Genomic DNA, 23,569 nt, shown 5'->3' with positions numbered 1-23,569 from the left:
GCAATGGCATTAAGACTATTCAACACCATGAGCCACCAAAAAGAGGAGTTTAAGCCACGGGAAGAAGGCAAAGTGGGCATGTATACCTGCGGCCCAACGGTGTACAACTACTTCCATGTGGGCAATGGACGGATGCTTGTTGTCTTTGATATGATCCGCCGCTATCTTTTATATAAAGGCTATGATGTGACCTTCGTGCAAAACTTTACCGATATTGATGATAAGATTATCAAGCGGGGCCAGGAAGAGGGAAGGGATCCCCTGGAGCTGGCCCAGGATTATATCGGAGAATATTTTAAGGATGCCGCAGCTCTTAACCTGATGCCGGCCTCCATACATCCCAAAGCCACCGATCATATTCCGGAGATGATAGAGATTATTAAAGGCCTGGAGGAGCAAGGCTTAGCTTATGCTGTGGACGGGGACGTTTATTTTGCCGTGGACAAGCTTCCCGCTTATGGTAAGCTTTCCGGCCGGACGCTGGAGGATATGCAAGCCGGTGCCCGGGTGGAAGTAGGGGAACGCAAACAGAACCCCATGGATTTTGCACTGTGGAAAAATGCCAAACCCGGGGAGCCCTTTTGGGAAAGCCCTTGGGGAAAAGGCCGTCCCGGCTGGCATATTGAGTGTAGTGCCATGTCCTTGAAGTATTTGGGATCCGGCTTTGATATTCACGGAGGAGGGGGAGATTTGGTCTTCCCTCACCATGAAAATGAAATTGCCCAAGCGGAAGGCTATCTCCATGGCGAGACCTTTGCCCGGTATTGGATGCATAATGCCTTTTTAACCATCAATCAACAGAAAATGTCCAAATCCCTGGGGAACTTTTTTACGGTTCGGGAGATTCTTGAACATTTCCCCGGGGAAGTGATTCGTTTTTATCTTCTGGGCACCCATTACCGCAGTCCATTGGACTTTGATGATGAGAATCTGCGGATGGCTCAGAAAGGTTTGGAGCGTCTGCAGACCAGCATCCGCCTGGCCGATGAAGCACTGGGCCGCCAGGGACAAAACTCCGCAGATGCCGCTCCCGAGCAAAAGCTAAGGGCAGCAGCAGAAGAAGCCCGCCGGGAATTCGAAGAGGCTATGGATGACGACTTTAACTCCGCCCTGGCTTATGCCAGCCTCTTTGAGTTGGGCAAAGCCATTAACGCTCATGTGCAAGCTTATCCCTACAGCTCGGAAGGTCTGTTAAAAGCCAGAGCTACCCTTTGGGAGCTGGCTGATGTCCTGGGCTTTGATCTGGCTAAGCCTGCCAACCAAGCTGAAGCCGGCAACCAAAAACTGGATCAAGTCATGGAGCTCCTCCTGGAAGTAAGAGCCATTGCCCGGAAAAAGAAAGACTGGGAAATGTCCGACCTGATCCGGGACCGGCTGAAAGATCTGGGAATTGTTCTGGAAGATACTCCTCAAGGGGCGCGTTGGACCCTGAGATAGAAAGGAGGGAAGGGCATTCTGCCCGCTCCCATGCCAAGATCCTGGCAGGAAATGAATGCCCTTACCCTGGCCTATCTGGGAGATGTGGTCTATGAGCTTTGGGTCAGGACCCATCTTCTCAATAATGGCTATGAAAAGGTTAATGAACTTCACCGCCTGGCTACCCAATATGTCCGGGCGGGGACCCAAGCCAAGCTTCTTCACCATATTCTCCCTCATCTCGATGAGCAGGAGCTCTCGGTGGTTCACCGGGGCAGAAATGCTAAAGGGGGCCACCCTAAAAGCACCGATGTCGTAACCTACCGCTATGCCACCGGCTTTGAAGCGCTGGTAGGCTATTGGCAGCTGACCGGCAGGACAGAGCGTATGCTGTGGGCCTTTGAGCAGGTGGACCAATTTGTTGGGGAAGAGGATGAAGGAAAAGGCAAGGGAGAAACAGCCAAGGAAGAAGAATCCATCACTGATGCATTGAGCCTGGCGGAGCAGTCGGAGATAGACTGCTGAAGTCGGGGGAGGAATATAGGGGGAGAGAGAAGTGAATGTTGAACTGATTCAATACACACCGGATCCGGAAAAAGTCATTGCCGCCGCTGCTCGTTTATGCTATTCGCCTGATCCGGTTCCGGAGCTCATGGAAAAGTTGGATGAGGAAAAGGTAGCCAATCTTGTCCAGAAGCTTCGCGCCATGGGTCATCTTTCGACCTTTGAACACATTAGCTTTCAATTCTCCATCGATGGGGTATCCCGTGCGTTATCCCATCAATTGGTTCGCCATCGGATCGCCAGCTATTCTCAACGATCACAGCGGTATGTAAAAGAAGAGGGGTTTGACTTCGTCACCCCCCCGACCATACGCCGTAATCCCCAAGCCCAGGAACGCTTCGAAAATATTATGGCCACTCTGCAGGAGGAATACCAAGCTCTGTTGGCGATGGTTCCCGCAGAGGATGCCCGTTATATCCTTCCCAATGCCTGCACGACCTCGTTGATGGCTACCTTTAATGCCCGCTCTTTGCTGAATTTCTTCGAACATCGAACCTGCATGCGCGCCCAGTGGGAAATTCGCATCCTGGCCGAAAAAATGCTGGAGCTGGTCCGGGAAGTTGCCCCTAATGTTTTTGGTCAAGCCGGGCCTACCTGTGTCACTCAAGGGGTTTGTCACGAAGGGGCCATGAGCTGCGGACGGATCAAGGCACTGAAGAAGGAAGCGGAAAGGATGACCCTAATCTATGACCGATGAAATCGTCTATGGACGCAACGCTGTTTGGGAACTTCTCCAATCGGGCAAACCCGTCAATAAGCTTCTCCTGCAAGCGGAAGGCACGGCCGGCCGCTTCCAGGACATAGTCAGCCATGCCCGGGCTCAGAAGATTCCCTTTCAATTTGTGGATAAAGCAGCTCTGGATCGTTTAACCGAAAAAGCCAAGCATCAAGGAATCCTGGCCTACGTCGCCCCCCGGGAATATGCCGAAGTGGACGATATCCTCGCTCTGGCCGGAGAAAAAGGGGAAGATCCTTTTATCCTTGTTCTGGACGAAGTGGAAGATCCCCATAATCTGGGTGCCCTCATTCGGACCGCCGATGCTGCGGGAGTCCACGGGGTAATTATCCCCAAGCGGCGCAGTGTATCTCTGACCGCCACAGTAGCGAAGACCTCAGCCGGTGCCGTAGAGCATGTCCTGGTAGCCCGGGTAGGGAATCTGGTTCAGACCCTGAAGGACCTCCAAAAGGCAGGATGCTGGGTCTCAGGAGCTGAAGCGGAGGGAACGGAAGTCTACCGGTCCGACCTCACAGGGGCGCGGGTCATCGTCATCGGAAGCGAAGGGAAGGGATTGAGCCGGCTGGTCAAGGAGACCTGTGATGAGATCGTCAGTCTGCCTATGAAGGGACGGATCAATTCATTAAACGCCAGTGTGGCGGGTTCCATTCTTATGTACGAGGTTCTTCGTCAGCGGGGCAGCAGGAATTAGGTTATAAAGGATAAACCCATAACGGATTTGTATTGCAAAAATCTTGTAAATCAACCTAAACTATGGGATAATTGGAGCCAATCATGGAAAGGGCCGGGGCCAAAAGCCCAAACCCGGCTTGTAGAGTGCATGAGACGACATAACCTCTAAAACTTCGCCTTGACGCTTCCGTTTTTTTCAAGGTATAATGAGTATGTTCTTGAGGACAAGAGCGATAATCCATTACAACATCTTCATCACCATGATACGGGAGGGATCGCTTTGACACTTAACGCCCAACTTGAAGCGTTGGAAGAGTGCGACACGAATGAAGTCATAGTGGATGAAGAAGTGGTAGAGCTGGCCAAAAACGGTGATGCCGAAGCACAGGAATACTTAATTAATAAGTACAAGAACTTTGTCAGAGCAAAAGCAAGATCATACTTCCTGATCGGAGCAGATCGTGAAGATATTATCCAAGAGGGTATGATTGGACTCTACAAAGCGATTCGAGATTTCCGTGGTGATAAGCTCTCCTCGTTCCGAGCCTTTGCTGAGCTGTGTATTACAAGGCAGATTATTACCGCCATTAAGACGGCTACCCGGCAAAAGCATATTCCTTTGAATTCCTACGTGTCCTTAAATAAACCTATCTATGACGAAGATTCGGATAGAACCTTATTGGATGTGATTTCCGGCACCAGAATAACCGACCCGGAGGAATTGATCATCAGTCAGGAAGAGTTCGACGATATCGAAGAAAAGATGGGTGAGATCTTGAGTTCCTTGGAGTGGAAAGTCCTGATGGCTTACCTTGAAGGAAAATCCTATCAAGAGATTGCTGTAGACCTACATAGACATGTGAAATCCATTGATAATGCTCTCCAAAGAGTAAAAAGGAAGCTTGAGCGTTACTTAGAACGTCGTGATGGATAAGCTTGAAGTCAGGAGTCCGGATTTATGTGCATTTTGGAGAACAAGCTATGCTCTGCTATGAGAGGATCATGTGCCGGCTTGATGGAGTCGGTTTTTCATTTTCGAGTTCAACTCAATCACTTACTGTAGATTTCTTTTAGAAAAAGGGTGTATTTTTTTAGCTTTTGGTATATAATGAATGAGTGACTTGGGTAGGTGGCCGAGTGGTTAAAGGCGGCAGACTGTAAATCTGTTCCGAAAGGTACGGTGGTTCGAATCCATTCCTGCCCACCACTAAACATCGCGGGATGGAGCAGCGGTAGCTCGTCGGGCTCATAACCCGAAGGTCGTCGGTTCAAATCCGGCTCCCGCAACCAAAGACGAAAATCCGCATGGCTAAAGCTCTGCGGTTTTTTTATATTGAATTATATTGCATACTAAATTTTTCAAATTCTTGACATGCTAAATTACATATGATAATGTATTATGAGCATGGATTGAATGCGGATTTTTAGTTGTGCCCAGGGAGGTGTTCGTGAATGCGTGTTGGCATTACTTTAGCTTGTACCGAGTGCAAAAACCGGAATTATGCTTCCATAAAAAATAAGAAAAATAATCCGGATCGTTTGGAAGTTAAAAAGTATTGTAAGTTTTGCAAGTCCCACACAGCTCACAAAGAAACCAAGTAATTTATAGCTGGGCGTTGGGCGAATTGTCTTTATGTCTTGGCCCAAAAGTCTGTACGCCGGGCTGCGTTGTCAATGATGGTGGCTCAGAGTCTTGTAAGGATGTGATTGGATGGGCGCAGTTAAGAAGCAAACGAATGCTCCTGCAAAAGAAAAGTCCACAGAGTACTTTAAAGGAGTATGGAGTGAACTTAAAAAAGTACACTGGCCGGACCGCAAACAGCTTTTGACTTATACAGGAGTGGTTCTCACCGCTGTGGCGATTGTAGCTGTTATGCTGTGGGTTGTCGACAGCGGGTTAAGTATTTTAATGACCAAGATTCTCGGATAGGTACTCAAACAGGTTGCCCCTGAAAGTAAGGCAAGTTAGTTTGGGGCCTTGTATTGGAGGTTCCTGTTCGAAATATGACTAAGAACTGGTATGTTATTCACACTTATTCCGGCTATGAGAATAAGGTGAAGACCAATCTTGAAAAGCGCGTAGAATCCATGAACATGGAGGATAAAATCTTTCGTGTTCTTGTTCCCATGGAAGATGAGATTGAAATCAAAAATGGGAAGAAGAAGATCGCCAAGCGTAAAGTTTTCCCGGGCTATGTTCTGGTGGAAATGGATATGACGGACGATTCATGGTATGTGGTGCGCAATACTCCGGGTGTGACAGGTTTTGTCGGCACCGGGGCCAAGCCCATTCCCTTGCTGGATCATGAAGTGCAAGCTATCTTAAAGCAAATGGGTGTGGAAGAAGTCCGTACACGTGTGGATTATACCGTGGGTCAAAACGTACGTGTAACATCAGGTCCTTTTAAGGATTTCATCGCTTCTGTTCGGGAAATCCTTGAAGATAAAGGGAAGCTGCGGGTATCTGTGTCCATGTTTGGACGGGAGACTCCGGTGGAACTTGATTTTGCTCAGGTCGAGAAAGTCGACTAGTGTCCTTCTCACTGGGCAGGAAATTACCCTATTAAGGAGGTGTAACTATGGCAAAGAAAGTCGTTGGTTTGGTTAAATTAGCGATCAACGCAGGTAAAGCAAATCCGGCACCTCCGGTTGGTCCAGCTCTTGGTCAGCACGGGGTCAACATTATGGCCTTCTGCAAAGAATACAACGAGCGTACAAAGGATCAAGCGGGATTAATTATTCCGGTTGAAATTACCGTTTATGAGGACCGTTCCTTTACCTTTATTACCAAAACTCCGCCAGCATCTATTTTGTTGAAGAAAGCTGCGAACATTAATTCAGGTTCTTCAGAGCCTAACCGTAAAAAGGTGGCTCAGGTGAGCAAAACTAAAGTTCGTGAGATCGCTGAAACCAAGATGAAAGACCTCAATGCAGCAAGCGTTGAAGCGGCTATGAGTATGGTTGAAGGTACTGCGCGCAGTATGGGAATCACCATCGTCGAAGGTTAATGATTTTTGTGGGAGGGCTCGTCCCGAAGAACCACTAGGAGGTTAAAGAATGGCCAAAGTAGGTAAAAACTATCAAGAAGCAGTTAAAGCTTTTGACCGTGCTGCTCTTCATGAGCCTATGGAAGCTTTAGCAGTCGTTAAGAAGATCGCTAAAGCAAAGTTTGACGAAACTGTTGAAGTAGCATTCAAGCTCGGTATCGATACCCGTCATGCGGACCAACAAATCCGTGGAGCCCTTGTGCTTCCTCACGGAACAGGTAAAACCCGCAGTGTATTAGTCTTCGCTAAAGGCGATAAAGCTAAAGAAGCTGAGGCTGCCGGTGCAGATTTTGTTGGTGCTGAAGACATGATTGCGAAAATCGAGCAGGGTTGGTTTGGTTTCGATGTGGTTGTTGCTACACCGGATATGATGGGTATGGTCGGTAAACTGGGTCGTGTGCTCGGTCCTAAAGGACTTATGCCAAACCCCAAGACCGGTACTGTTACCTTTGATGTAGCCAAAGCTGTCAAAGAGATCAAAGCCGGTAAGATTGAATATCGTGCTGACAAAGCCGGTATCATTCATGCCCCTATCGGCAAAGTTTCCTTCAGCGAAGAACAACTCTATCAGAACTATAAGGTTCTGGTTGAGACCTTGGTTAAAGCGAAGCCGGCTGCTGCTAAGGGTCAGTATATCCGCAGCGTCACAGTGTCCTCTACTATGGGACCTGGAGTACGGATTAACCCGGTCAAAGCCAATTAATTGGATTCCAAAAAGTGTCTGGAATATTTCTTGACAGGTTTGCATAGATAAGCTATACTCTACTAGAATTGAATAGCCTTCCACTGTAGACAGCAGGTGCTCTTAGAGCTTAATATCCCTGCCGAGGTTGGAAAGATAGCCTTAAGTTATATTGGGCCTTCTTAACCTCTGCAGTCAAAGCGGGGGTTTTTCTATTAGTGTGGGTATTTCGGAAGGAGGTGGACTTAAGTGCCAAATATCGAAGAAAAAGCACAAGTGGTTGCGGAGATTAAGGAGCGGTTCCAAAACTCCACAGGGGTCGTACTGGCTGATTATCGCGGCCTGACCGTTGCTCAAGTAACTCAACTGCGTGCCCAACTGCGTCAAGCCGGTGTCGAATACCATGTATTGAAAAACACCATGGTTCGCCGGGCGGCTCATGAAGTCGGTATCGAAGGTTTGGATGGATATCTGGAAGGACCTACAGCCGTTGCTTTCAGTGCTGATCCAGTGGCTGGAGCTAAAGTATTAGCTGATTTTGCTAAGACCTCGAAGACCTTTGCTATCAAAGCAGGCGTGGTCGAAGGAAAAGTCGTTGACGAAGCGGGAGTTAAAGCCCTTGCGGAACTTCCTTCTCGCGAAGTTCTCCTTGCTCAAGTCCTGCGAGGAATGCAAGCACCCCTCGTCGGCATGGCCAATGTACTTCAAGGACCAATCCGCAAAATGGGTTATGCCTTGGAAGAAGTGCGTAAGCTTAAAGAAGCTCAGGCGTAAGCAGGATTTAAAACGCTGCGCTGAGGATGGGAACTACGATGTTCGGGTTATGATGGGGGGCCTGGCCCTCAAAGCATCGTAACTGAATTATAATGATTTCCGTAAATGGATTCCAAAACAAAAATTAATTTTAAGTGATATTAGGGAGGAAAATTTCAATGTCTAAAACTGCTGAAATTCTCGAAGCCGTAAAAGGCTTAACCGTTCTCGAGCTTGCTGAGCTCGTCAAAGCTTTCGAAGAAGAATTTGGTGTTAGTGCTGCTGCTCCTGTAGCTGTAGCTGCTGCTCCTGGCGCTGCTGCTGCTCCTGTTGCTGAAGAGCAAACCGAATTCGATGTTGTTCTTATGAATGCTGGTGCCGGAAAAATCAACGTCATCAAAGTTGTTCGCGAAATCACCGGTCTTGGCCTGAAAGAAGCTAAAGAACTGGTTGACGGCGCTCCAAAGCCTGTTAAAGAAAAAGTCAGCAAAGATGATGCCGAAGCTATCAAAGCTAAGCTCGTTGAAGCTGGTGCAACTGTCGAAGTTAAGTAAGTTTAGCCTATAATAGTGCTTAAAGAAGGCGCCCTTCTCCACCCATAAAGGTGAGAGGAGGGCGCCTTCTTTGGTTTAATCCATTCTCTTGAGAAGACTGTGATACAGAGTTTGTATGGATTTTCCAGGCTCAAGTCCCAATTCGGTTTGGAAAAGCTTTCGTACAGTATGATAGTGGGTAATAAAAGCGGTCCGGTCCTTTTGGGTAAAATAGCAGGTTAAGAGCATTTCATGTACAGTTTCATCTAAAGGGCAGCGTTCTAAAATACTGCGCAGAATCTTCTCTGCTCTGACCCAATCACCTTGAGTCATATAGAAGTTTACGACGGAAGACGCCAGCTTATAAAATTTCTGCCCATACTCGGCTTTTAGAGCCAAAGACCACAGATAGCCGTTTTCCTCCAAGTAATCTCCGGTATAGAGAGAAAGGGCATGTTCGCATCTGGCAATGGTGCTTTGATTTACAGGGACGGAGGAAGCGATATGGGCATCAAACTCGACCTTATCAATGGCTGCTTGGGGAAGGCTCAGCCAATAGCAGCCGTTGCTGAAACTTAAATCGAAAGGGATATTGGCCGAAGTCAACACTTTTTTTAGTTTATATACGGTAGTATGGAGCTGAATATCCACCTTTTCGCTATGGTATTCCGGCCAGAGAGCTTCGCAGATTCGCCACTTGGGAACTTCCTTTTCCAGATTCTGCACCAGATAGGCAAAAAGTTCTTCGGCCTTGGATGTCCGCCATTTCACTGGCTTTTTGCTGGCGGGGCCGTACACTGAAAATTTTCCGAAATAATGAATATTGGCTCCCAAAGGAGATTCCGGGGCAGAATCCTTGGCTAACCCTTTTCTTTTGATAAGGCGTCTGACGGCTCTCTCCACATCTTCCGGGAGGAGGGGCTTTAATAAATAGTCTAAAGCATTGACCCGGAAGGCATGCAGAGCATAGTGATCATAGGCGGTCACAAAGATGATTTCCACATCGCTGTCCATAGCCAGGATATGATTGGCCAGCTCCAGGCCACTTGTGTCAGGTATTTCAATATCCAGGAAAGCAACATCCGGTTTGGTTAGCCTTAGGCTGGATAAAGCGTCTGCCGCCCTGAGAAAAGTGCCGACAACCCTGATTTGACCGGTTTTTTCCAGAAGCATCTGCAGAATCTGGGTCGCCGGTTCTTCATTATCTACAATAATGGCTCTTAGCATCGATGCAGCTCCTTTCTATAAGACTTTAGTTATGAGTGGCGGTTTAGGATATTTGTCAATCAGGTTTTGGCCGGGATGCGGAAAGAAACGGTTGTCCCGTGGTCTTCCACGCTGAAGATAGTTAAAGTGGTCCCATAGAAGCGCAGCAACCTGCGGCTGATATTGGTCAAACCAACTCCCCGGGTTTCGGATTTTGCATGGATCAAATCCTTCAGGACGGAAGCGGGGATACCGACACCGTTATCTATGACTTCTACCTGAATGCAGTCTTCAGAGTGTGTCAGAGACAAAGAGACCTTTCCGCCCTGGCTTCTCTTCAGCAAGCCATGCCGGATTGAATTTTCAACGATGGGCTGGATCATGAGGGGAAGAATGGAGAAATTTAACACAGAGGGCTCAACGGCGTACTCCACTTCAAGCTGACTGCCGAACCTGGCTTCTTCAATAGCTACATAGGCTTTGACCAGTCTAAGTTCCTTTTCGACGGTAACCAGGGAAGCTGTGCTGGAGAAATCAAAGCTGCTCCTTAAAAAAACCCCCAATTCGGCAAGCAGCTCCCCTGCCTTGCCGGGATTGGTATAACAAAAAGAGTAGATGGTATTCAGAGCATTGAATAGAAAATGAGGTCTGATTTGGGCCTGCAGAAAAGCGGTTTCTTTTTTCAGCAGCAGATCCATAGAATTTTTCAATTGGACAAGAGTGCTGACACGGCACTTAAGCTCCCTGACTTCAAAGGGTTTTTCGATAAAATCGTTGGCACCCGCTCGAAAACCCGCCTCCATATCCTCCGGTAAGGCCTTGGCAGTAAGGAGCAGGATCGGCAGTTCGAGGGGGGAATAGGTTTCCCTGATTTTTCGGCAAACTTCATAGCCGCTGATACCCGGCATCATAACATCAAGAATGCAGAGATCGTAGTGAAAGGCTCCTTTAAGGAGATGCAGCGCCGCTTCTCCGTTGATCGCCACGGTCACATTGTATTGATTGAGGGTCAGGACATTCATCAGGGCTTTTAGATTGGAGAACTCATCGTCAACGACAAGAATAGAGAATTCTCCTCCCACATGAACTGTCTGGGGAAGAGCTTCAGTGGCTAAGGATTCAGACGCGTCGTATCCCACATAGTCCCCCGGCAATGATCTCTGGGGTTTATTGTCTTTGGCAAGAGGTATTGAGAAGGTGAAGGAGGTTCCCTGACCAGGCTCGGAACGGGCAACGATCTGTCCCCCATGCAGTTCAATCAGCTGTTGGGTTATGGTCAGCCCCAACCCTATTCCCCTTTGGTTGGCCGATTGTTCCCCCAGCTGTTCATAGGGGGCAAAAATGTCTTTGAGCTTGTCGGCGGGGATGCCGATGCCTGTATCGCTGACCTGGATCCATAGAAACCCTCCATCCTGCCGGCAGCTGAGAGAAATGCTCCCCAGCTCTGTGTATTTAAGGCTATTATCCAGCAAATTGGAGAAGATCTGCTTTAACCGGTTCTCATCCGCCCAAATCAAGTGCTGATTGGGCGGTATTTTATTTTCCAGGGTGATGGGTCTTCCTTTGATCAAATAACGGAAAATATCCACCGTCGATTCGGCAACCTGGTGCACGTCCAGACAAACAATATGCAATTGAATGTCCATGACCTTTAACTTAGAATAATCCAGAATATCATAAACCAGGGTGGAGAGCCGTTTGCCGATGCTGGTGATCAAGCGGATATCTTCGGCCTGGGCCCGGCTTAAGCTGCCTCCCGCGCCATCCAGAAGGGACTGGGAAATATTGATGATGCCGTTTAAGGGCGTTTTCAGCTCATGGGAGGTCTTGGCCAGGAAATCATCTTTCAATTTATCTAAAACCACGAGCCGGTCACTGAGTTTTTCAATGGTTTTGAAGGAGTTCTCATATTTTTCGGACATGTACAAGGCTAAAGACAAAACAAAAATCGGCTGAAAAACGGGAAGGAACAGATTGGATTCCCAGAGCAGAATAAAATTAGCGAGGATGGTCAGCAAGTGAATCAGGGAGCTCACTACAGCGGAAAAAAGATAATAACGGCCCTCGCTGCCACCCTTGGTGTTCTTGGCGAGAAGGGAAATAAGTAAAAAAAGTACATAAATCTGACCGACCAAAGCAACCGTATAGATATATCCCCATAAGTAAAAATCGGTGAACCAGTCCAGCAAGATAAAAAATAGGGTTATACCATCGATAATCAGGTTAGCCCGGCGGGAAGAACCGCCTTCTTGAGCGTGATAGAGAAATTTGATCAGGGCATAAAGACATAAAGTATAGGAAATGATCAGAATTTTTAAGGAGGTATTATACGATAAAGCAGGGAGTGCATAATTTAGTAGTGCTTCCGAACGAACAGAAGCCTGGAGTGATGAAACCAAGCAATAAAGGGCAAAAAACAATATCTCGGCGCTCTTTTTTCTTTGCAGGCCTAAACCGAAGAAGTAAAGGGCCAAAAAAGACATTCCGGATATGAGGGATATATCAAGGAAAGAGTCATACATCCGCAGGGCGGCAATGGATTTTTGATCGCCAAAGTGAATTTCATAAAGGATGCCGCTGTTGACATAAGAAAAGTCAGCCGCCTGAACAAGGATTTCTACGTCGCCGTCATCTGTTTGGAAGTAGCCGGTATCTGCATAATATTTATGGACGGTGGTTTCAGGTGAGCTTCCAGGGCTGCCGCATTCCAGAATAAGCTGATCATCGGCAAATATTCTGGCGGAGGCGGATATGCAGGTGATTTTAATCCCGAAGTTTCCTCCCTCGGCAGGAAGCAGGATTCTCAGACGATAGGTGGCGCTTCCCTGAGGGGGTAAATGCTCCCCTTCTATTTGATAAGAACCCCAACTGGCGGGAACATTTTGAATGGTTTTGCCTGAGGGTTCCTGGTTTTTAAAGTCTTCGGGAGTCAGAAGCTGCCCGAAATAAAACTCCCATTCACCGCTCAATTTTACAGTTTTGTCGCGCACTCCGTCATAATCCCTTAGATCCAGGGTGCCTTTTACGGCTTTGGGGATATCGGACAGGGAGAGGCGGAAGAGCGGTACAGCAAGACTGGCAGCCATGATCAGCAACATGATGACGAAAAAGGACTTTTGCATGTTGGTATTGTTCATAATAGAGAATCCTTCCGAGTTAGTAGCCTTTTCTCTTATTCTATATAAAGCGGGAAGATTTTTATAGACATTTTTACGACAATTTTAAATGTTTTACTTTTAAGGAATTGTTCAGAAAATGTTCAGACTCCTTTGTTAAAATAATAATTAATTTTTAAATCATTTAAATTAAATGATTAGTTCGCATCAAAGGAGAGGCGGTCATGAAAATCCATAGTTTGTCAGGGAAGATATCGGTGTTAATGGCAGGATGTGTAGCGGTTTTTATTATAGCGGTTTACTTTATTATTTCCTTAACAGTGGAAAGTGTTATTAACCAAAATATTGAGGATGAGGTGAGGGGCAAGGCCCTTGTTTTAAGCGAAGAACTTCAGAACAGGCAGCAGAGGGCTTTAAAGGCCACGGAATTATTGACAGGATCCCCCGGGCTGCTCGAGGCGATCCGGACCGGGAACCGCCAAGGGGCGCTGGCCATCGGTCAGCAGGAGTTAAAAACATGGGAGCTTGATTTTTTGGTGGTTACCGACCAAGAAGGGAAGGTATTTGTGCGGACTCATGAGCCGGAAAAATACGGGGACAGTATTATTGACCAGATCAATATTCAGAAGGCCCTGCAAGGGGAAGCCTCTGTGGGCATTGAAGAAGGGACGTCGGTAAAATACTCGATCCGGGCCGGTGCTCCTCTGCAGGATGAGGAGGGCCGCATTTACGGTGCCGTATCCCTGGGATATGCTCTTTCGGAAAATGACTATGTGGATGCACAAAAGAAAATCTTCAACTGTGATGTGACAGTATTTTTAGGCGATGAGAGAATTGCGACGACTATTATGGGCAAAAACGGCACTCGTCTCGTCGGCACCAAAATGGAAGATCAGAGGATTATCGATACCGTTTTGAAGCAAGGAAAAGCTTATTATGGCTCAACGACCATTAATGGTGCCAAGTATTTTGTCGGTTATACACCGCTTGCTGATGTTACAGGAAAAGTCAGCGGGATGCTTTTTCTTGGACAAAGCTATAATGTGGCCGCTATGCTGAGCCAAAAGCTGATCAGGAATCAGGCGGTTTTTATGGCCGTTTTGGGAGTCTTCATGGGTTTTTGCGTGGTGTTTATGTTTCGGATTACGATCCTCCGTAGGATTAAGACCATCACGGCCATGCTCAAAGACATCGCTGAGGGAGAAGGGGACCTGACCAAACGGGTGGCGGTTTCAGCTCAAGATGAAATCGGGGAGATGTCCGCTTACTTTAATTTATTTATAGAAAACATCCATCAAGTGGTTAAGGGAATCATTGCGGAAACCAATAAGGTCAATACGGCGATCCTTGCCTCCCATCGAAATATAGCGGTTCTCACGGGTGAGTTGGAAAACACAGCGGCAACCGTGCAGGAATTGTCGGCCGGGATGGAGGAAACTGCCTCCTCTACGGAAGAAATAACCGCAACCTCCACTGAAATTGCCAGTGCGGTGGAAGTCGTAGCCGTAAAAGCTCAGGAAGGGGCCTTATCCGCTCATGAAATCAGCTCGAAAGCGGTCTCCTTAAAGGACAACGCTTTTGAACTGCAGGCCGAGGCGGATCAGACTCGTTCAGCTATCAAGCAAACAATGGATGCCGCCTTGGCAAAAACCACGGAAGTGGCCAAAATTAAAAGTTTATCCGAGGTTATTTTGCAGATAGCTGTGCAAACCAACCTATTGGCTTTAAATGCGGCTATTGAATCAGCCAGGGCCGGCGAAGCCGGGAAGGGTTTTTCGGTGGTTTCGGAAGAGATACGAAAATTAGCGGAAAACTCCCAGAATACGGTGAAAGAAATTCAAGATACCTTAGGAGTTATTTTTGAAGTGGTGGAGAACCTGGCGGATACCTCCAGGCAGATGCTGGAATACATTGACACCAAAGTGGTTGAAAACTATAAGGAATCCGTCCTTGTGGGGGAAAATTACGATCATGACGCCCAAACCATTGATGGGTGGGCCGCGGAACTAAGCGCCACTTCCCAGGAGCTGCTTGCTTCAATCAAAACGGTAGCGGATGGGATTGCCGAGATAGCAAGATCCACGGAGTTCGGTTCCCAGGGAACGGCCCATGTCGCCGCTCAAGTGGCCATGCTCAAAGATAAGGCTAACGAAATCAAAACAGAGACGGATAGCGTTAAAGGCAGTGCGGATAATCTGCAGGCTTTAGTAAGGAAATTTAAAATATAAATTCAAGGGATAATCTGCTGCTGGCTTGAGTGGGAGGCGGATAAGCTCAGGTCGGCAAGGGGGTGCGGATATGGACGCTTTTCTGGCGAGACAGCCTATTTTTGACAGAGGCCTGAAAATCTACGGCTATGAACTTTTGTACAGACAGAGCCGTGATAATTTTTTCTCCGGCATTGACGACGACCAGGCCACCGCCGAATTAATTTACAACACCTTTCTTGTCATGGGACTCCAGGATTTGACTGATGGCAGCAATGCCTTTATCAATTTCTCAAAAAAGCTGATTGACAGTGATATTCCTTTCTTGCTGCCCAAGGAAAATATTGTGGTGGAAATTCTGGAACGGGATCAAGTCACTCCGGCTACGGTAGAGGCCTGCAAAAAGATGAAGGCTATGGGCTATAAGCTGGCTCTCGATGATTTTGTAGCCGATCAAAACAATCTGCCCTTAATCGAAATGGCTGATATTATTAAGATAGAATTTCCGGCTGTCAGTAAAAATGAACAATCCAGCCTGATGAAACGCTGCGGTAAAAATGTAAAGTTTTTAGCCGAGAAGATTGAAACCAGGGAAGAGTTCAGACAAGCGGCGGCTATGGGCTATGACCTGTTTCAGGGGTACTTTTTCAGTAAGCCCGCCATAATCCAGTCCAAAGAGGTGGTAACCCTTAACGTCAACCTTTTTAGTGTTCTTGAAGAGCTGAATTCAGCGGAGCCCAGTTATGGAGTTATGGCCAATATTATAAAAAGTGATTTAGGGCTTTCCTATAAACTATTGAAGTTGGCTAATTCGGTGTATATGGGTTCAAAAAATAAGATTCAGTCCATTCCTCACGCGTTATCCTTTATCGGGATTAAAGAAATGCATCAATGGATTGCCCTGATGCTGTTAAAGGATATGCAGAATGTTGAAAATGCCGAATTGATTAAGCAGTCCCTGATCCGAGGAAAATTCATGGAACTCCTTGCCTCAGAACTTTACCCTCAGAGTGAAAGTTCCGGTTTTTTCTTCACAGGGATCTTCTCTGCCATTGATGTATTGCTCAACAGTCCGATGGAACAGGTGTTAAAGGGGCTTCCCCTATCCATACAGGTTAAACAGGCCTTGCTGGGGGCCGAAAATGAGCAACGGAAACTGTTGAATTTTGTGACGGCTTGGGAAAAAGGTCACTGGGAAAAAGCTGCGGATCGGTATACCATGTCGCGAAAGTTTATGGAGCTGTATTTTGAAGCCTTGAAATGGACACAAAAACTGAATTACTGATGGGCTTTCCGAAAAACAAACAGGGGCTGTTCCTTAAAAGGAGCAGCCCCTTTATATGATCAGGGGCATTCCCTCCAGAAAAATTTTCTTATAAGTCCTCCCGATTATTGTTTTGGAGACAAATTTGGTATAATCTACTTAGTGGCAAGGGGTTAGCGGAAAAGAATTTTCCGGGAAGGACATAAAACTGCAAAAAAAGAAATATTTCTCCTTGACAATAGAAGATAATCTTGGTATCCTTAGTAATTGTTACTGTACATAAAATGGACGAATTATCCAGACTATTCCAAACAGTAACTTGGGACGCCGATAGAACTTTCATCGGATCGTACTAAAGGTGACGATGGGGAGATTGTCATTTGATTAATTTGATCACGCAAGAGGGATCTCCATAAACAACGAAGCGAGGTTTTGCATATGAGGCCTTGCTTTTGGCTGTTTATGTCATAATACTATCCTCGGGGCGAGGACATCACACTTGAGGGGTGAAGCGTACATGTTCTATCCTGTTAAGGTAGGGACGCGGGAACGCTGGAGTTATTCCAGAATTCGAGAAGTTCTCGACATGCCAAATCTAATCGAAATTCAGCAAAACTCTTATCAGTGGTTTCTTGATGAAGGGTTAAGGGAAATGTTCAGGGATATTTCCCCCATTCAAGATTTCACAGGCAACCTTGTATTGGAATTTATCGACTATAGCTTAGGAGAGCCTAAATACGAGGTGGAAGAGTGTAAGGAACGCGACGTAACGTATGCGGCACCTCTGCGAGTTAAAGTTCGTCTCATTAATAAAGAGACAGGGGAAGTGAAGGAACAAGAGGTCTTCATGGGTGATTTCCCGCTGATGACCACCAAAGGAACCTTCATTATTAACGGAGCAGAACGGGTTATCGTCAGTCAGCTGGTTCGTTCTCCCGGTGTTTATTATTCCGAAAGCATCGACCCCAGCGGGAAGAAAATCTTCGGAGCCACGGTTATTCCTAATCGTGGAGCTTGGTTAGAGTTTGAAACGGACGTTAATGATAATATTTTTGTTCGTGTGGATAGAACTCGTAAACTTCCGGCCACCGTATTGATTCGGGCTTTGGGTTATGCTACCAATGGGCAGATCGCCGAGCTTTTCGATGATAACGAGCATATTCGTATTACCCTGGAGCGGGATAATACGGAGTCGGCAGAGGAAGCCCTGGTGGAAATCTACAAGCGTCTGCGCCCGGGAGAACCTCCCACTGTGGACAGTGCGCGCTCTCTATTAGAAGCATTATTTTTTGATCCCAAGCGTTATGATCTGGCTAAAGTAGGCCGCTATAAACTCAATAAAAAGCTGAAGCTCAGTGTTCCTACTGATGTGCATCATTTGACCAAGGAAGATATCGTGGCTTCCCTGCGGCAAATGCTGACCCTGATGAGCGGAGAAGGACATAAGGATGATATCGATCATCTGGGCAATCGCCGCCTTCGTTCCGTGGGAGAGCTGCTGCAGAACCAATTCCGGATCGGTTTATCCCGTATGGAGCGGGTGGTCCGGGAACGGATGACTATTCAGGATGTGGATGTGATCACACCTCAGGTTCTGATCAATATCCGTCCTGTAGTGGCTGCCATTAAGGAATTCTTCGGCAGCAGTCAGTTGTCCCAATTTATGGACCAAACCAATCCTTTGGCTGAACTGACCCATAAGCGCCGTCTCAGTGCCCTGGGACCCGGTGGTCTAAGCCGTGAACGGGCCGGCTTTGAGGTGCGTGACGTTCACCACTCTCACTATGGCCGGATGTGCCCCATCGAGACTCCTGAAGGTCCCAACATCGGTTTGATCGGCTCCTTAAGTACCTATGGCCGGATTAATCCCTATGGATTTATTGAAGCTCCTTACCGTAAAGTGAACAATGGTCAGGTTACGGATCAGATCGATTACCTGACCGCCGACGAAGAAGAGAAATTCGTCGTAGCTCAGGCCAATGCTCCTTTGACGGATGACGGGCATTTCATTGAAGAGAAGATCGATGGACGTCATGGTCCCGACTTCGTTTTGGTGGCGCCGGAGCGGATTGACTACATGGACGTTTCTCCGAAACAAATGGTATCCATCGCGACGGCCTTAATTCCCTTCCTGGAGCACGACGACGCCAACCGTGCTTTGATGGGCGCTAACATGCAGCGGCAGGCTGTGCCCCTTTTGCGCACCGATGCTCCCTATGTGGGAACAGGGATGGAGTACAAAGCGGCCAAGGATTCCGGAGTCTGTGTCTTAGCTTCTAAAGACGGCACTGTGGAGCGGGCTACAGCCGAGGATATCATCATCCGTCATGACGACGGAACCCTGGAGAAGCATAAACTCTTAAAGTACCTGCGCTCCAACCAGGGAACCTGTATCAATCAACGTCCCATCGTGATGAAGAATGAGCGGGTGGAAGCAGGTCAGATCATCGCTGACGGTCCATCTACGGATCATGGTGAGCTGGCTCTTGGCCGCAACGTTTTGATCGCTTTTATGACCTGGGAAGGTTATAACTATGAGGATGCTATTCTGATCAGCGAAAAGCTGGTTAAGGAAGATTACTATACCTCCATCCACATTGAAGAGTATGAAGCCGATGCCCGGGACACTAAGCTGGGACCGGAAGAAATTACCCGGGATATTCCTAACGTCGGGGAAGATGTGCTGAAAGATTTGGATGAGCGGGGAATTATCCGCATCGGTGCGGAAGTCAGCACCGGGGATATCCTGGTGGGTAAAGTTACTCCGAAAGGTGAAACGGAGCTTACCGCGGAAGAGCGCCTTCTCAGAGCCATTTTCGGCGAAAAAGCCCGGGAAGTGCGGGATACCTCTCTGCGTGTACCTCACGGGGAAGCCGGCAAGATCGTGGATGTCAAAGTCTTTACCCGGGAAAACGGGGATGAGCTGGCCCCTGGAGTCAACGAGCTGGTACGGGTCTATATCGCTCAAAAACGGAAAATCTCCGTTGGGGATAAAATGGCCGGCCGCCACGGCAACAAAGGGGTTATCTCCCGCATTATGAAGCAGGAAGATATGCCTTTCCTGCCTGACGGAACTCCGGTGGAAATCGTCTTGAACCCCCTGGGTGTTCCTTCCCGGATGAACATCGGTCAGGTTATGGAAACCCATTTAGGCTGGGCGGCGAAAGCTCTCGGACTTCGTTTGGCCACACCGGTCTTTGACGGAGCACAGGAAGAGGATGTCTTTGCCACCCTTAGAAAAGCCGGACTTCCAGAGACAGGCAAAACCGTACTTTACGACGGACGGACGGGAGATCCCTTTGATAATAAGATTACCGTCGGCTATATGTACTTCCTGAAGCTCCACCATCTGGTGGACGACAAGATTCATGCCCGGTCCACCGGACCCTACAGCTTGGTTACACAGCAGCCCTTGGGCGGTAAAGCCCAATTCGGCGGTCAGCGTTTCGGGGAGATGGAGGTTTGGGCTCTGGAGGCTTATGGAGCAGCCTATACTCTCCAGGAGATTCTTACCGTCAAGTCTGACGATGTGGTGGGACGGGTCAAGACTTATGAAGCCATTGTTAAAGGTGAAAACATCCCTGAACCGGGAGTTCCGGAATCCTTTAAGGTTCTCATCAAAGAGTTGCAAAGCTTAGGGCTTGATGTCCGCGTGCTTTCTGAAAACGACGAAGAAATTGAAATCCGTGAAATCGATGAGGATGTGACCGAGACGGCGAAAGAGCTGGGCATCGATCTTCATGAAGACCTCCCGGCGCCTGTCATCCATGAAGCCGGTGAAGGTGAGGATGATGAGTACTTCGAAGAGGACGAAGAAGCTGTTGATGATGAGCCGATGACCTTTGATGATGACGATATGGAATAGACCCGGGTGAAAGGAGAGAGAACCGTGCTAGACGTCAACAATTTTGACCGGATGCGTATTGGTTTGGCTTCTCCGACGATGATCCGTGAGTGGTCTCATGGAGAAGTCAGGAAGCCGGAAACGATTAACTATAGAACCCTGAAACCGGAGCGGGAAGGACTCTTTTGCGAAAAGATCTTTGGACCAACCCGTGACTGGGAGTGCCATTGCGGCAAATACAAACGGGTTCGCTATAAAGGAATTGTCTGTGACCGCTGCGGTGTGGAAGTCACCCGTTCCAAGGTGCGTAGAGAGCGCATGGGCCATATTGAACTGGCGGCTCCAGTATCGCATATCTGGTACTTCAAGGGTATCCCCAGCCGGATGGGTCTTCTCCTGGATATGTCTCCACGTTCCTTGGAAAAGGTTCTTTATTTCGTATCCTACATCGTGACCGATGCCGGGGATACCTCGTTAATGAAAAAACAACTCCTGACGGAAACCGAATACCGGGAATACCGTGATAAATACGGCAGCCGCTTCAAAGCCAGCATGGGTGCGGAAGCGATTAAGATGCTTCTCGAGGAAATGGACCTGGATAAGCTTAATGACGAGCTCCGGGTTGAATTGAAAGAGGTCTCCGGTCAAAGGAAGATCAGAGCTATCCGCCGCCTGGAAGTGGTGGAAGCCTTTAAGGAATCCGGTAACCGTCCCGAGTGGATGATTATGGACGTGGTTCCCGTTATTCCGCCGGAGCTCCGCCCCATGGTGCAGCTGGATGGGGGACGGTTTGCCACCTCCGACCTCAACGATCTTTATCGTCGGGTGATCAACCGAAATAACCGTCTCAAGCGTCTTTTGGATCTGGGCGCTCCGGATATCATTGTCCGCAATGAAAAACGGATGCTCCAGGAGGCCGTGGATGCCTTGATCGATAATGGCCGGCGGGGACGTCCCGTCACCGGCCCCGGCAATCGTCCCTTAAAATCCTTAAGCGATATGCTCAAAGGCAAGCAAGGACGCTTCCGGCAAAACCTGCTGGGCAAACGGGTTGACTACTCCGGCCGTTCCGTTATTGTGGTAGGACCCAATCTAAGACTTCATCAATGCGGTCTGCCTAAAGAAATGGCTTTGGAGCTTTTTAAGCCCTTCGTCATGAAAAAGCTGGTCAAGGAAGGCCATGCCCATAATATCAAGAGCGCCAAGCGGATGGTGGAAAGGGTTCGTTCTGAAGTCTGGGACGTTTTGGAAGAAGTGATCACCGAGCATCCTGTGCTGCTGAACCGCGCTCCAACCCTTCACCGCTTAGGAATTCAGGCTTTTGAGCCTGTTCTGGTTGAAGGGCGTGCCCTGCAGATCCATCCTTTAGTCTGTACCGCTTACAATGCGGACTTCGACGGGGACCAAATGGCTGTTCACGTACCCCTCTCCGCAGAAGCTCAGGCTGAAGCAAGACTGCTGATGCTCTCCGCTCATAATATTTTGAATCCTAAAGACGGCCGTCCCGTCGCTTCCCCCACTCAGGACATGGTTTTAGGCTCCTACTACCTGACCATGGAACGTCCGGGAGCGCTGGGGGAAGGCAAGATCTTTAAGAATCGGGATGAAGCGGTTCTGGCTTATGATACCAAGCAGGCAAACCTCCAGGCGATGATTAAAGTCCGCCAACCTAATGGTGAACTTCTGGAAACCACCATTGGCCGGCTTATCTTTAATTCGGTGATTCCACCGGAGGTAGGCTATATCAATGAAGTGGCCGGGAAAAAGGCCCTTAACAATATCGTGGCCAAATGCTACCGCCTCGGCGGTTATAAAGCAACGGCCCAGCTCCTGGACGGAATCAAGAGCTTAGGGTTTAAATACTCCACCCGTGCCGGGATGACCGTTGGTCTTGCCGATATTACAGTACCTGAGGAGAAGCGGCAGATTCTTGCCGATGCTGATGGTATGGTCAATAAAACCGAACAGCAATTCCGCCGCGGTTTGATTACTGATGAAGAACGGTATGAGAAGGTCATCGAGATCTGGACCAAAGCTACGGACACCGTGACCAAAACCCTGATGCACTCCTTGGATAAATTCAATCCGGTGTACATGATGGCCACCTCCGGCGCCCGGGGTAATATTCAACAGCTCCGTCAGCTGGCCGGGATGCGGGGACTGATGGCGGATCCTTCGGGACGAACCATTGAGTTGCCCATTAAGGCTAACTTCCGTGAAGGTCTCACCGTTTTGGAGTATTTCATCTCCTCCCATGGAGCGCGGAAAGGTCTGGCCGATACGGCACTGCGGACCGCCGACTCCGGTTATCTTACCCGTCGTCTTGTCGACGTATCTCAAGACGTCATTGTCCGGGACGAAGATTGCGGCACCACCCAAGGTATTATGGTGGATGATGTCAAGGATGGTCCGGAAGTCATCGAAAAACTGGAAGAACGTCTCGTGGGCCGCTTCCTTTTGGAAGACCTGAAGCATCCTGAGACAGGAGAAATCCTGGCTACTGCCGATAGTGAGATTACAGAAGAACAAGCTCATGATATCGCTGCTGTTTATGATAAAGTCACCATTCGCTCCGTCCTCACCTGCAAAACCCGCTATGGGGTGTGCCGCAAGTGCTACGGACGGAATCTGGCCACAGGTCATCATGTGGAAATGGGCGAAGCCGTAGGTATCATCGCTGCCCAATCCATCGGTGAGCCGGGAACTCAGCTGACCATGCGTACCTTCCATACCGGCGGTGTGGCCGGGGACGATATCACCCAAGGTTTGCCCCGTGTTGAGGAACTTTTTGAAGCACGTAAACCTAAAGGCCAGGCCATCATCGCGGAAAACGACGGTGTGGTCGCCATCCGCGAAGTCAAGGGACGCCGTGAAGTAGATGTCATCAGTGACAATGAAGAGCGGATGACGTATACTATACCCTATGGCTCACGCCTGAAGGTTCGGGAAGGTCACCGGATTGAAGCCGGCGATGAACTGACTGAAGGAAGCATCAATCCCCATGATATGCTCAAGGTTAAAGGAATCCGCGGCGTTCAGGTCTATCTTCTGGGCGAAGTTCAAAAGGTTTACCGTCTGCAGGGTGTGGATATCAATGATAAACACATCGAGGTTATGGTTCGTCAGATGCTCCGCAAGGTTAAAGTGGAAGAGGCCGGAGATACCGCTCTCTTGCCCGGTGGCTTGATCGATGTCTTTGATTTCGAAGAAGAGAACACCAAGGTGATTGCCGGCGGCGGCGAGCCTGCTGTAGCAAGGCCGGTGCTTCTGGGCATTACCAAAGCCTCCTTGGCAACGGATTCCTTCCTTTCTGCGGCATCCTTCCAGGAAACCACCCGTGTTCTTACGGAAGCAGCCATCAAAGGCAAAGTGGATCCCCTCTTGGGACTCAAAGAAAACGTCATCATCGGGAAACTCATTCCGGCGGGTACGGGAATGTCTCGTTATCGGAATGTAAAAGTTATTAATCTGGGTGAAGAACAAGTTGAAAATCTTGACACTACAAATTCCTGATGATAAAATACTATAG

General features: G+C 48.3%; 18 protein-coding genes, 2 tRNA genes and 1 other annotated feature. Of the genes, 18 read left to right on the top strand and 2 right to left on the bottom strand.

The genetic code is table 11. The features are described from left to right. The first annotated feature begins 3 nt into the window (after nucleotides 1-3). The 14 genes from cysS to rplL all read left to right on the top strand — a co-directional run bounded on the left by cysS (nucleotide 4) and on the right by rplL (nucleotide 8,424). The gene (cysS, locus tag DESLBE_RS14595) at nucleotides 4-1,437 is read left to right on the top strand and encodes a cysteine--tRNA ligase (protein ID WP_144677424.1); all 1,434 of its coding nucleotides are present in this window, start codon (nucleotides 4-6) and stop codon (nucleotides 1,435-1,437) included. Between the two features lie 30 nt (nucleotides 1,438-1,467). Then, nucleotides 1,468-1,941 (top strand): ribonuclease III domain-containing protein, encoded by a 474-nt coding sequence (locus DESLBE_RS14590; protein ID WP_144677423.1) that lies wholly within the window; start codon nucleotides 1,468-1,470, stop codon nucleotides 1,939-1,941. A gap of 31 nt (nucleotides 1,942-1,972) precedes the next feature. Next, nucleotides 1,973-2,677 (top strand): FAD-dependent thymidylate synthase, encoded by a 705-nt coding sequence (gene thyX, locus DESLBE_RS14585; protein WP_005810208.1) that lies wholly within the window; start codon nucleotides 1,973-1,975, stop codon nucleotides 2,675-2,677. Continuing rightward, nucleotides 2,667-3,407, top strand: coding sequence for a 23S rRNA (guanosine(2251)-2'-O)-methyltransferase RlmB (gene rlmB / locus DESLBE_RS14580; RefSeq protein WP_005810207.1), 741 nt, complete (start codon nucleotides 2,667-2,669; stop codon nucleotides 3,405-3,407). The genes thyX and rlmB overlap by 11 nt, the downstream gene beginning before the upstream one ends. Before the next feature lie 261 nt (nucleotides 3,408-3,668). Beyond that, a complete protein-coding gene (gene sigH, locus DESLBE_RS14575) occupies nucleotides 3,669-4,322 on the top strand; it encodes an RNA polymerase sporulation sigma factor SigH (RefSeq protein WP_015942746.1) in 654 nt (217 codons plus the stop codon). Nucleotides 4,323-4,511: 189 nt separating this feature from the next. Continuing rightward, nucleotides 4,512-4,595: transfer RNA gene (locus DESLBE_RS14570), tRNA-Tyr, on the top strand. 8 nt (nucleotides 4,596-4,603) lie between these two features. Then, nucleotides 4,604-4,678, top strand: a tRNA-Met gene (locus DESLBE_RS14565). Between the two features lie 162 nt (nucleotides 4,679-4,840). Continuing rightward, nucleotides 4,841-4,990: a 50S ribosomal protein L33 gene (gene rpmG / locus DESLBE_RS14560; RefSeq protein WP_005810204.1), complete on the top strand. Its 150-nt coding sequence runs from the start codon at nucleotides 4,841-4,843 to the stop codon at nucleotides 4,988-4,990. A gap of 109 nt (nucleotides 4,991-5,099) precedes the next feature. After that, on the top strand, nucleotides 5,100-5,318 hold the full coding sequence (secE, locus tag DESLBE_RS14555; RefSeq protein ID WP_005810200.1) for a preprotein translocase subunit SecE: 219 nt from the start codon (nucleotides 5,100-5,102) through the stop codon (nucleotides 5,316-5,318). Between the two features lie 74 nt (nucleotides 5,319-5,392). Continuing rightward, nucleotides 5,393-5,920, top strand: coding sequence for a transcription termination/antitermination protein NusG (gene nusG, locus DESLBE_RS14550; RefSeq protein ID WP_018214415.1), 528 nt, complete (start codon nucleotides 5,393-5,395; stop codon nucleotides 5,918-5,920). A gap of 47 nt (nucleotides 5,921-5,967) precedes the next feature. Beyond that, the gene (rplK, locus tag DESLBE_RS14545; protein WP_005810197.1) at nucleotides 5,968-6,396 is read left to right on the top strand and encodes a 50S ribosomal protein L11; all 429 of its coding nucleotides are present in this window, start codon (nucleotides 5,968-5,970) and stop codon (nucleotides 6,394-6,396) included. A 49-nt stretch (nucleotides 6,397-6,445) separates the two neighbouring features. Then, entirely contained in the window at nucleotides 6,446-7,138 is a 693-nt protein-coding gene (gene rplA / locus DESLBE_RS14540; RefSeq protein WP_005810196.1) for a 50S ribosomal protein L1, read from the top strand. A gap of 65 nt (nucleotides 7,139-7,203) precedes the next feature. Continuing rightward, nucleotides 7,204-7,339, top strand: a sequence feature (ribosomal protein L10 leader region). 27 nt (nucleotides 7,340-7,366) lie between these two features. Continuing rightward, nucleotides 7,367-7,891 (top strand): 50S ribosomal protein L10, encoded by a 525-nt coding sequence (gene rplJ / locus DESLBE_RS14535; RefSeq protein WP_005810195.1) that lies wholly within the window; start codon nucleotides 7,367-7,369, stop codon nucleotides 7,889-7,891. A 158-nt stretch (nucleotides 7,892-8,049) separates the two neighbouring features. Next, nucleotides 8,050-8,424 carry a 50S ribosomal protein L7/L12 gene (rplL, locus tag DESLBE_RS14530; protein WP_011459089.1) on the top strand — a complete coding sequence of 125 codons (375 nt, stop codon included), beginning with the start codon at nucleotides 8,050-8,052 and terminating at the stop codon, nucleotides 8,422-8,424. A 75-nt stretch (nucleotides 8,425-8,499) separates the two neighbouring features. Here the strand turns inward: rplL and DESLBE_RS14525 are convergent, their stop codons facing one another. Next, nucleotides 8,500-9,630 (bottom strand): response regulator, encoded by a 1,131-nt coding sequence (locus tag DESLBE_RS14525; protein ID WP_144677422.1) that lies wholly within the window; start codon nucleotides 9,628-9,630, stop codon nucleotides 8,500-8,502. A 59-nt stretch (nucleotides 9,631-9,689) separates the two neighbouring features. Beyond that, on the bottom strand, nucleotides 9,690-12,746 hold the full coding sequence (locus DESLBE_RS14520) for an ATP-binding protein (protein ID WP_144677421.1): 3,057 nt from the start codon (nucleotides 12,744-12,746) through the stop codon (nucleotides 9,690-9,692). Nucleotides 12,747-12,949: 203 nt separating this feature from the next. Here DESLBE_RS14520 and DESLBE_RS14515 point away from each other — a divergent pair, with 203 nt between their 5' ends. The 4 genes from DESLBE_RS14515 to rpoC all read left to right on the top strand — a co-directional run bounded on the left by DESLBE_RS14515 (nucleotide 12,950) and on the right by rpoC (nucleotide 23,553). After that, on the top strand, nucleotides 12,950-14,953 hold the full coding sequence (locus DESLBE_RS14515) for a methyl-accepting chemotaxis protein (protein ID WP_144677420.1): 2,004 nt from the start codon (nucleotides 12,950-12,952) through the stop codon (nucleotides 14,951-14,953). A 70-nt stretch (nucleotides 14,954-15,023) separates the two neighbouring features. After that, nucleotides 15,024-16,217, top strand: coding sequence for an HDOD domain-containing protein (locus DESLBE_RS14510; RefSeq protein WP_144677419.1), 1,194 nt, complete (start codon nucleotides 15,024-15,026; stop codon nucleotides 16,215-16,217). A 496-nt stretch (nucleotides 16,218-16,713) separates the two neighbouring features. Then, nucleotides 16,714-20,061, top strand: coding sequence for a DNA-directed RNA polymerase subunit beta (gene rpoB, locus DESLBE_RS14505; RefSeq protein WP_005810176.1), 3,348 nt, complete (start codon nucleotides 16,714-16,716; stop codon nucleotides 20,059-20,061). Nucleotides 20,062-20,085: 24 nt separating this feature from the next. Beyond that, nucleotides 20,086-23,553, top strand: coding sequence for a DNA-directed RNA polymerase subunit beta' (gene rpoC, locus DESLBE_RS14500; protein WP_144677418.1), 3,468 nt, complete (start codon nucleotides 20,086-20,088; stop codon nucleotides 23,551-23,553). Nucleotides 23,554-23,569: the final 16 nt, after the last annotated feature.

Origin of the sequence: Desulfitobacterium sp. LBE (assembly GCF_007830365.1) — a bacterium.
In the GTDB taxonomy this organism is placed as follows: domain Bacteria; phylum Bacillota; class Desulfitobacteriia; order Desulfitobacteriales; family Desulfitobacteriaceae; genus Desulfitobacterium; species Desulfitobacterium hafniense.
Note: the sequence above shows the minus strand (reverse complement) of the source record. Positions and strands in the feature narration are given on the sequence as shown.

Bases quoted from the DNA above. Each gene is read 5' to 3' on its own strand.
- secE (WP_005810200.1), top strand. From the start codon at position 5,100: ATGGGCGCAGTTAAGAAGCAAACGAATGCTCCTGCAAAAGAAAAGTCC.
- rpmG (WP_005810204.1), top strand. From the start codon at position 4,841: ATGCGTGTTGGCATTACTTTAGCTTGTACCGAGTGCAAAAACCGGAAT.
- DESLBE_RS14520 (WP_144677421.1), bottom strand. From the start codon at position 12,746: ATGAACAATACCAACATGCAAAAGTCCTTTTTCGTCATCATGTTGCTG.
- nusG (WP_018214415.1), top strand. From the start codon at position 5,393: ATGACTAAGAACTGGTATGTTATTCACACTTATTCCGGCTATGAGAAT.
- DESLBE_RS14510 (WP_144677419.1), top strand. From the start codon at position 15,024: ATGGACGCTTTTCTGGCGAGACAGCCTATTTTTGACAGAGGCCTGAAA.
- rplA (WP_005810196.1), top strand. From the start codon at position 6,446: ATGGCCAAAGTAGGTAAAAACTATCAAGAAGCAGTTAAAGCTTTTGAC.
- cysS (WP_144677424.1), top strand. From the start codon at position 4: ATGGCATTAAGACTATTCAACACCATGAGCCACCAAAAAGAGGAGTTT.
- DESLBE_RS14515 (WP_144677420.1), top strand. From the start codon at position 12,950: ATGAAAATCCATAGTTTGTCAGGGAAGATATCGGTGTTAATGGCAGGA.
- rlmB (WP_005810207.1), top strand. From the start codon at position 2,667: ATGACCGATGAAATCGTCTATGGACGCAACGCTGTTTGGGAACTTCTC.
- DESLBE_RS14590 (WP_144677423.1), top strand. From the start codon at position 1,468: ATGCCAAGATCCTGGCAGGAAATGAATGCCCTTACCCTGGCCTATCTG.
- rplK (WP_005810197.1), top strand. From the start codon at position 5,968: ATGGCAAAGAAAGTCGTTGGTTTGGTTAAATTAGCGATCAACGCAGGT.
- rplL (WP_011459089.1), top strand. From the start codon at position 8,050: ATGTCTAAAACTGCTGAAATTCTCGAAGCCGTAAAAGGCTTAACCGTT.
- rpoB (WP_005810176.1), top strand. From the start codon at position 16,714: ATGTTCTATCCTGTTAAGGTAGGGACGCGGGAACGCTGGAGTTATTCC.
- DESLBE_RS14525 (WP_144677422.1), bottom strand. From the start codon at position 9,630: ATGCTAAGAGCCATTATTGTAGATAATGAAGAACCGGCGACCCAGATT.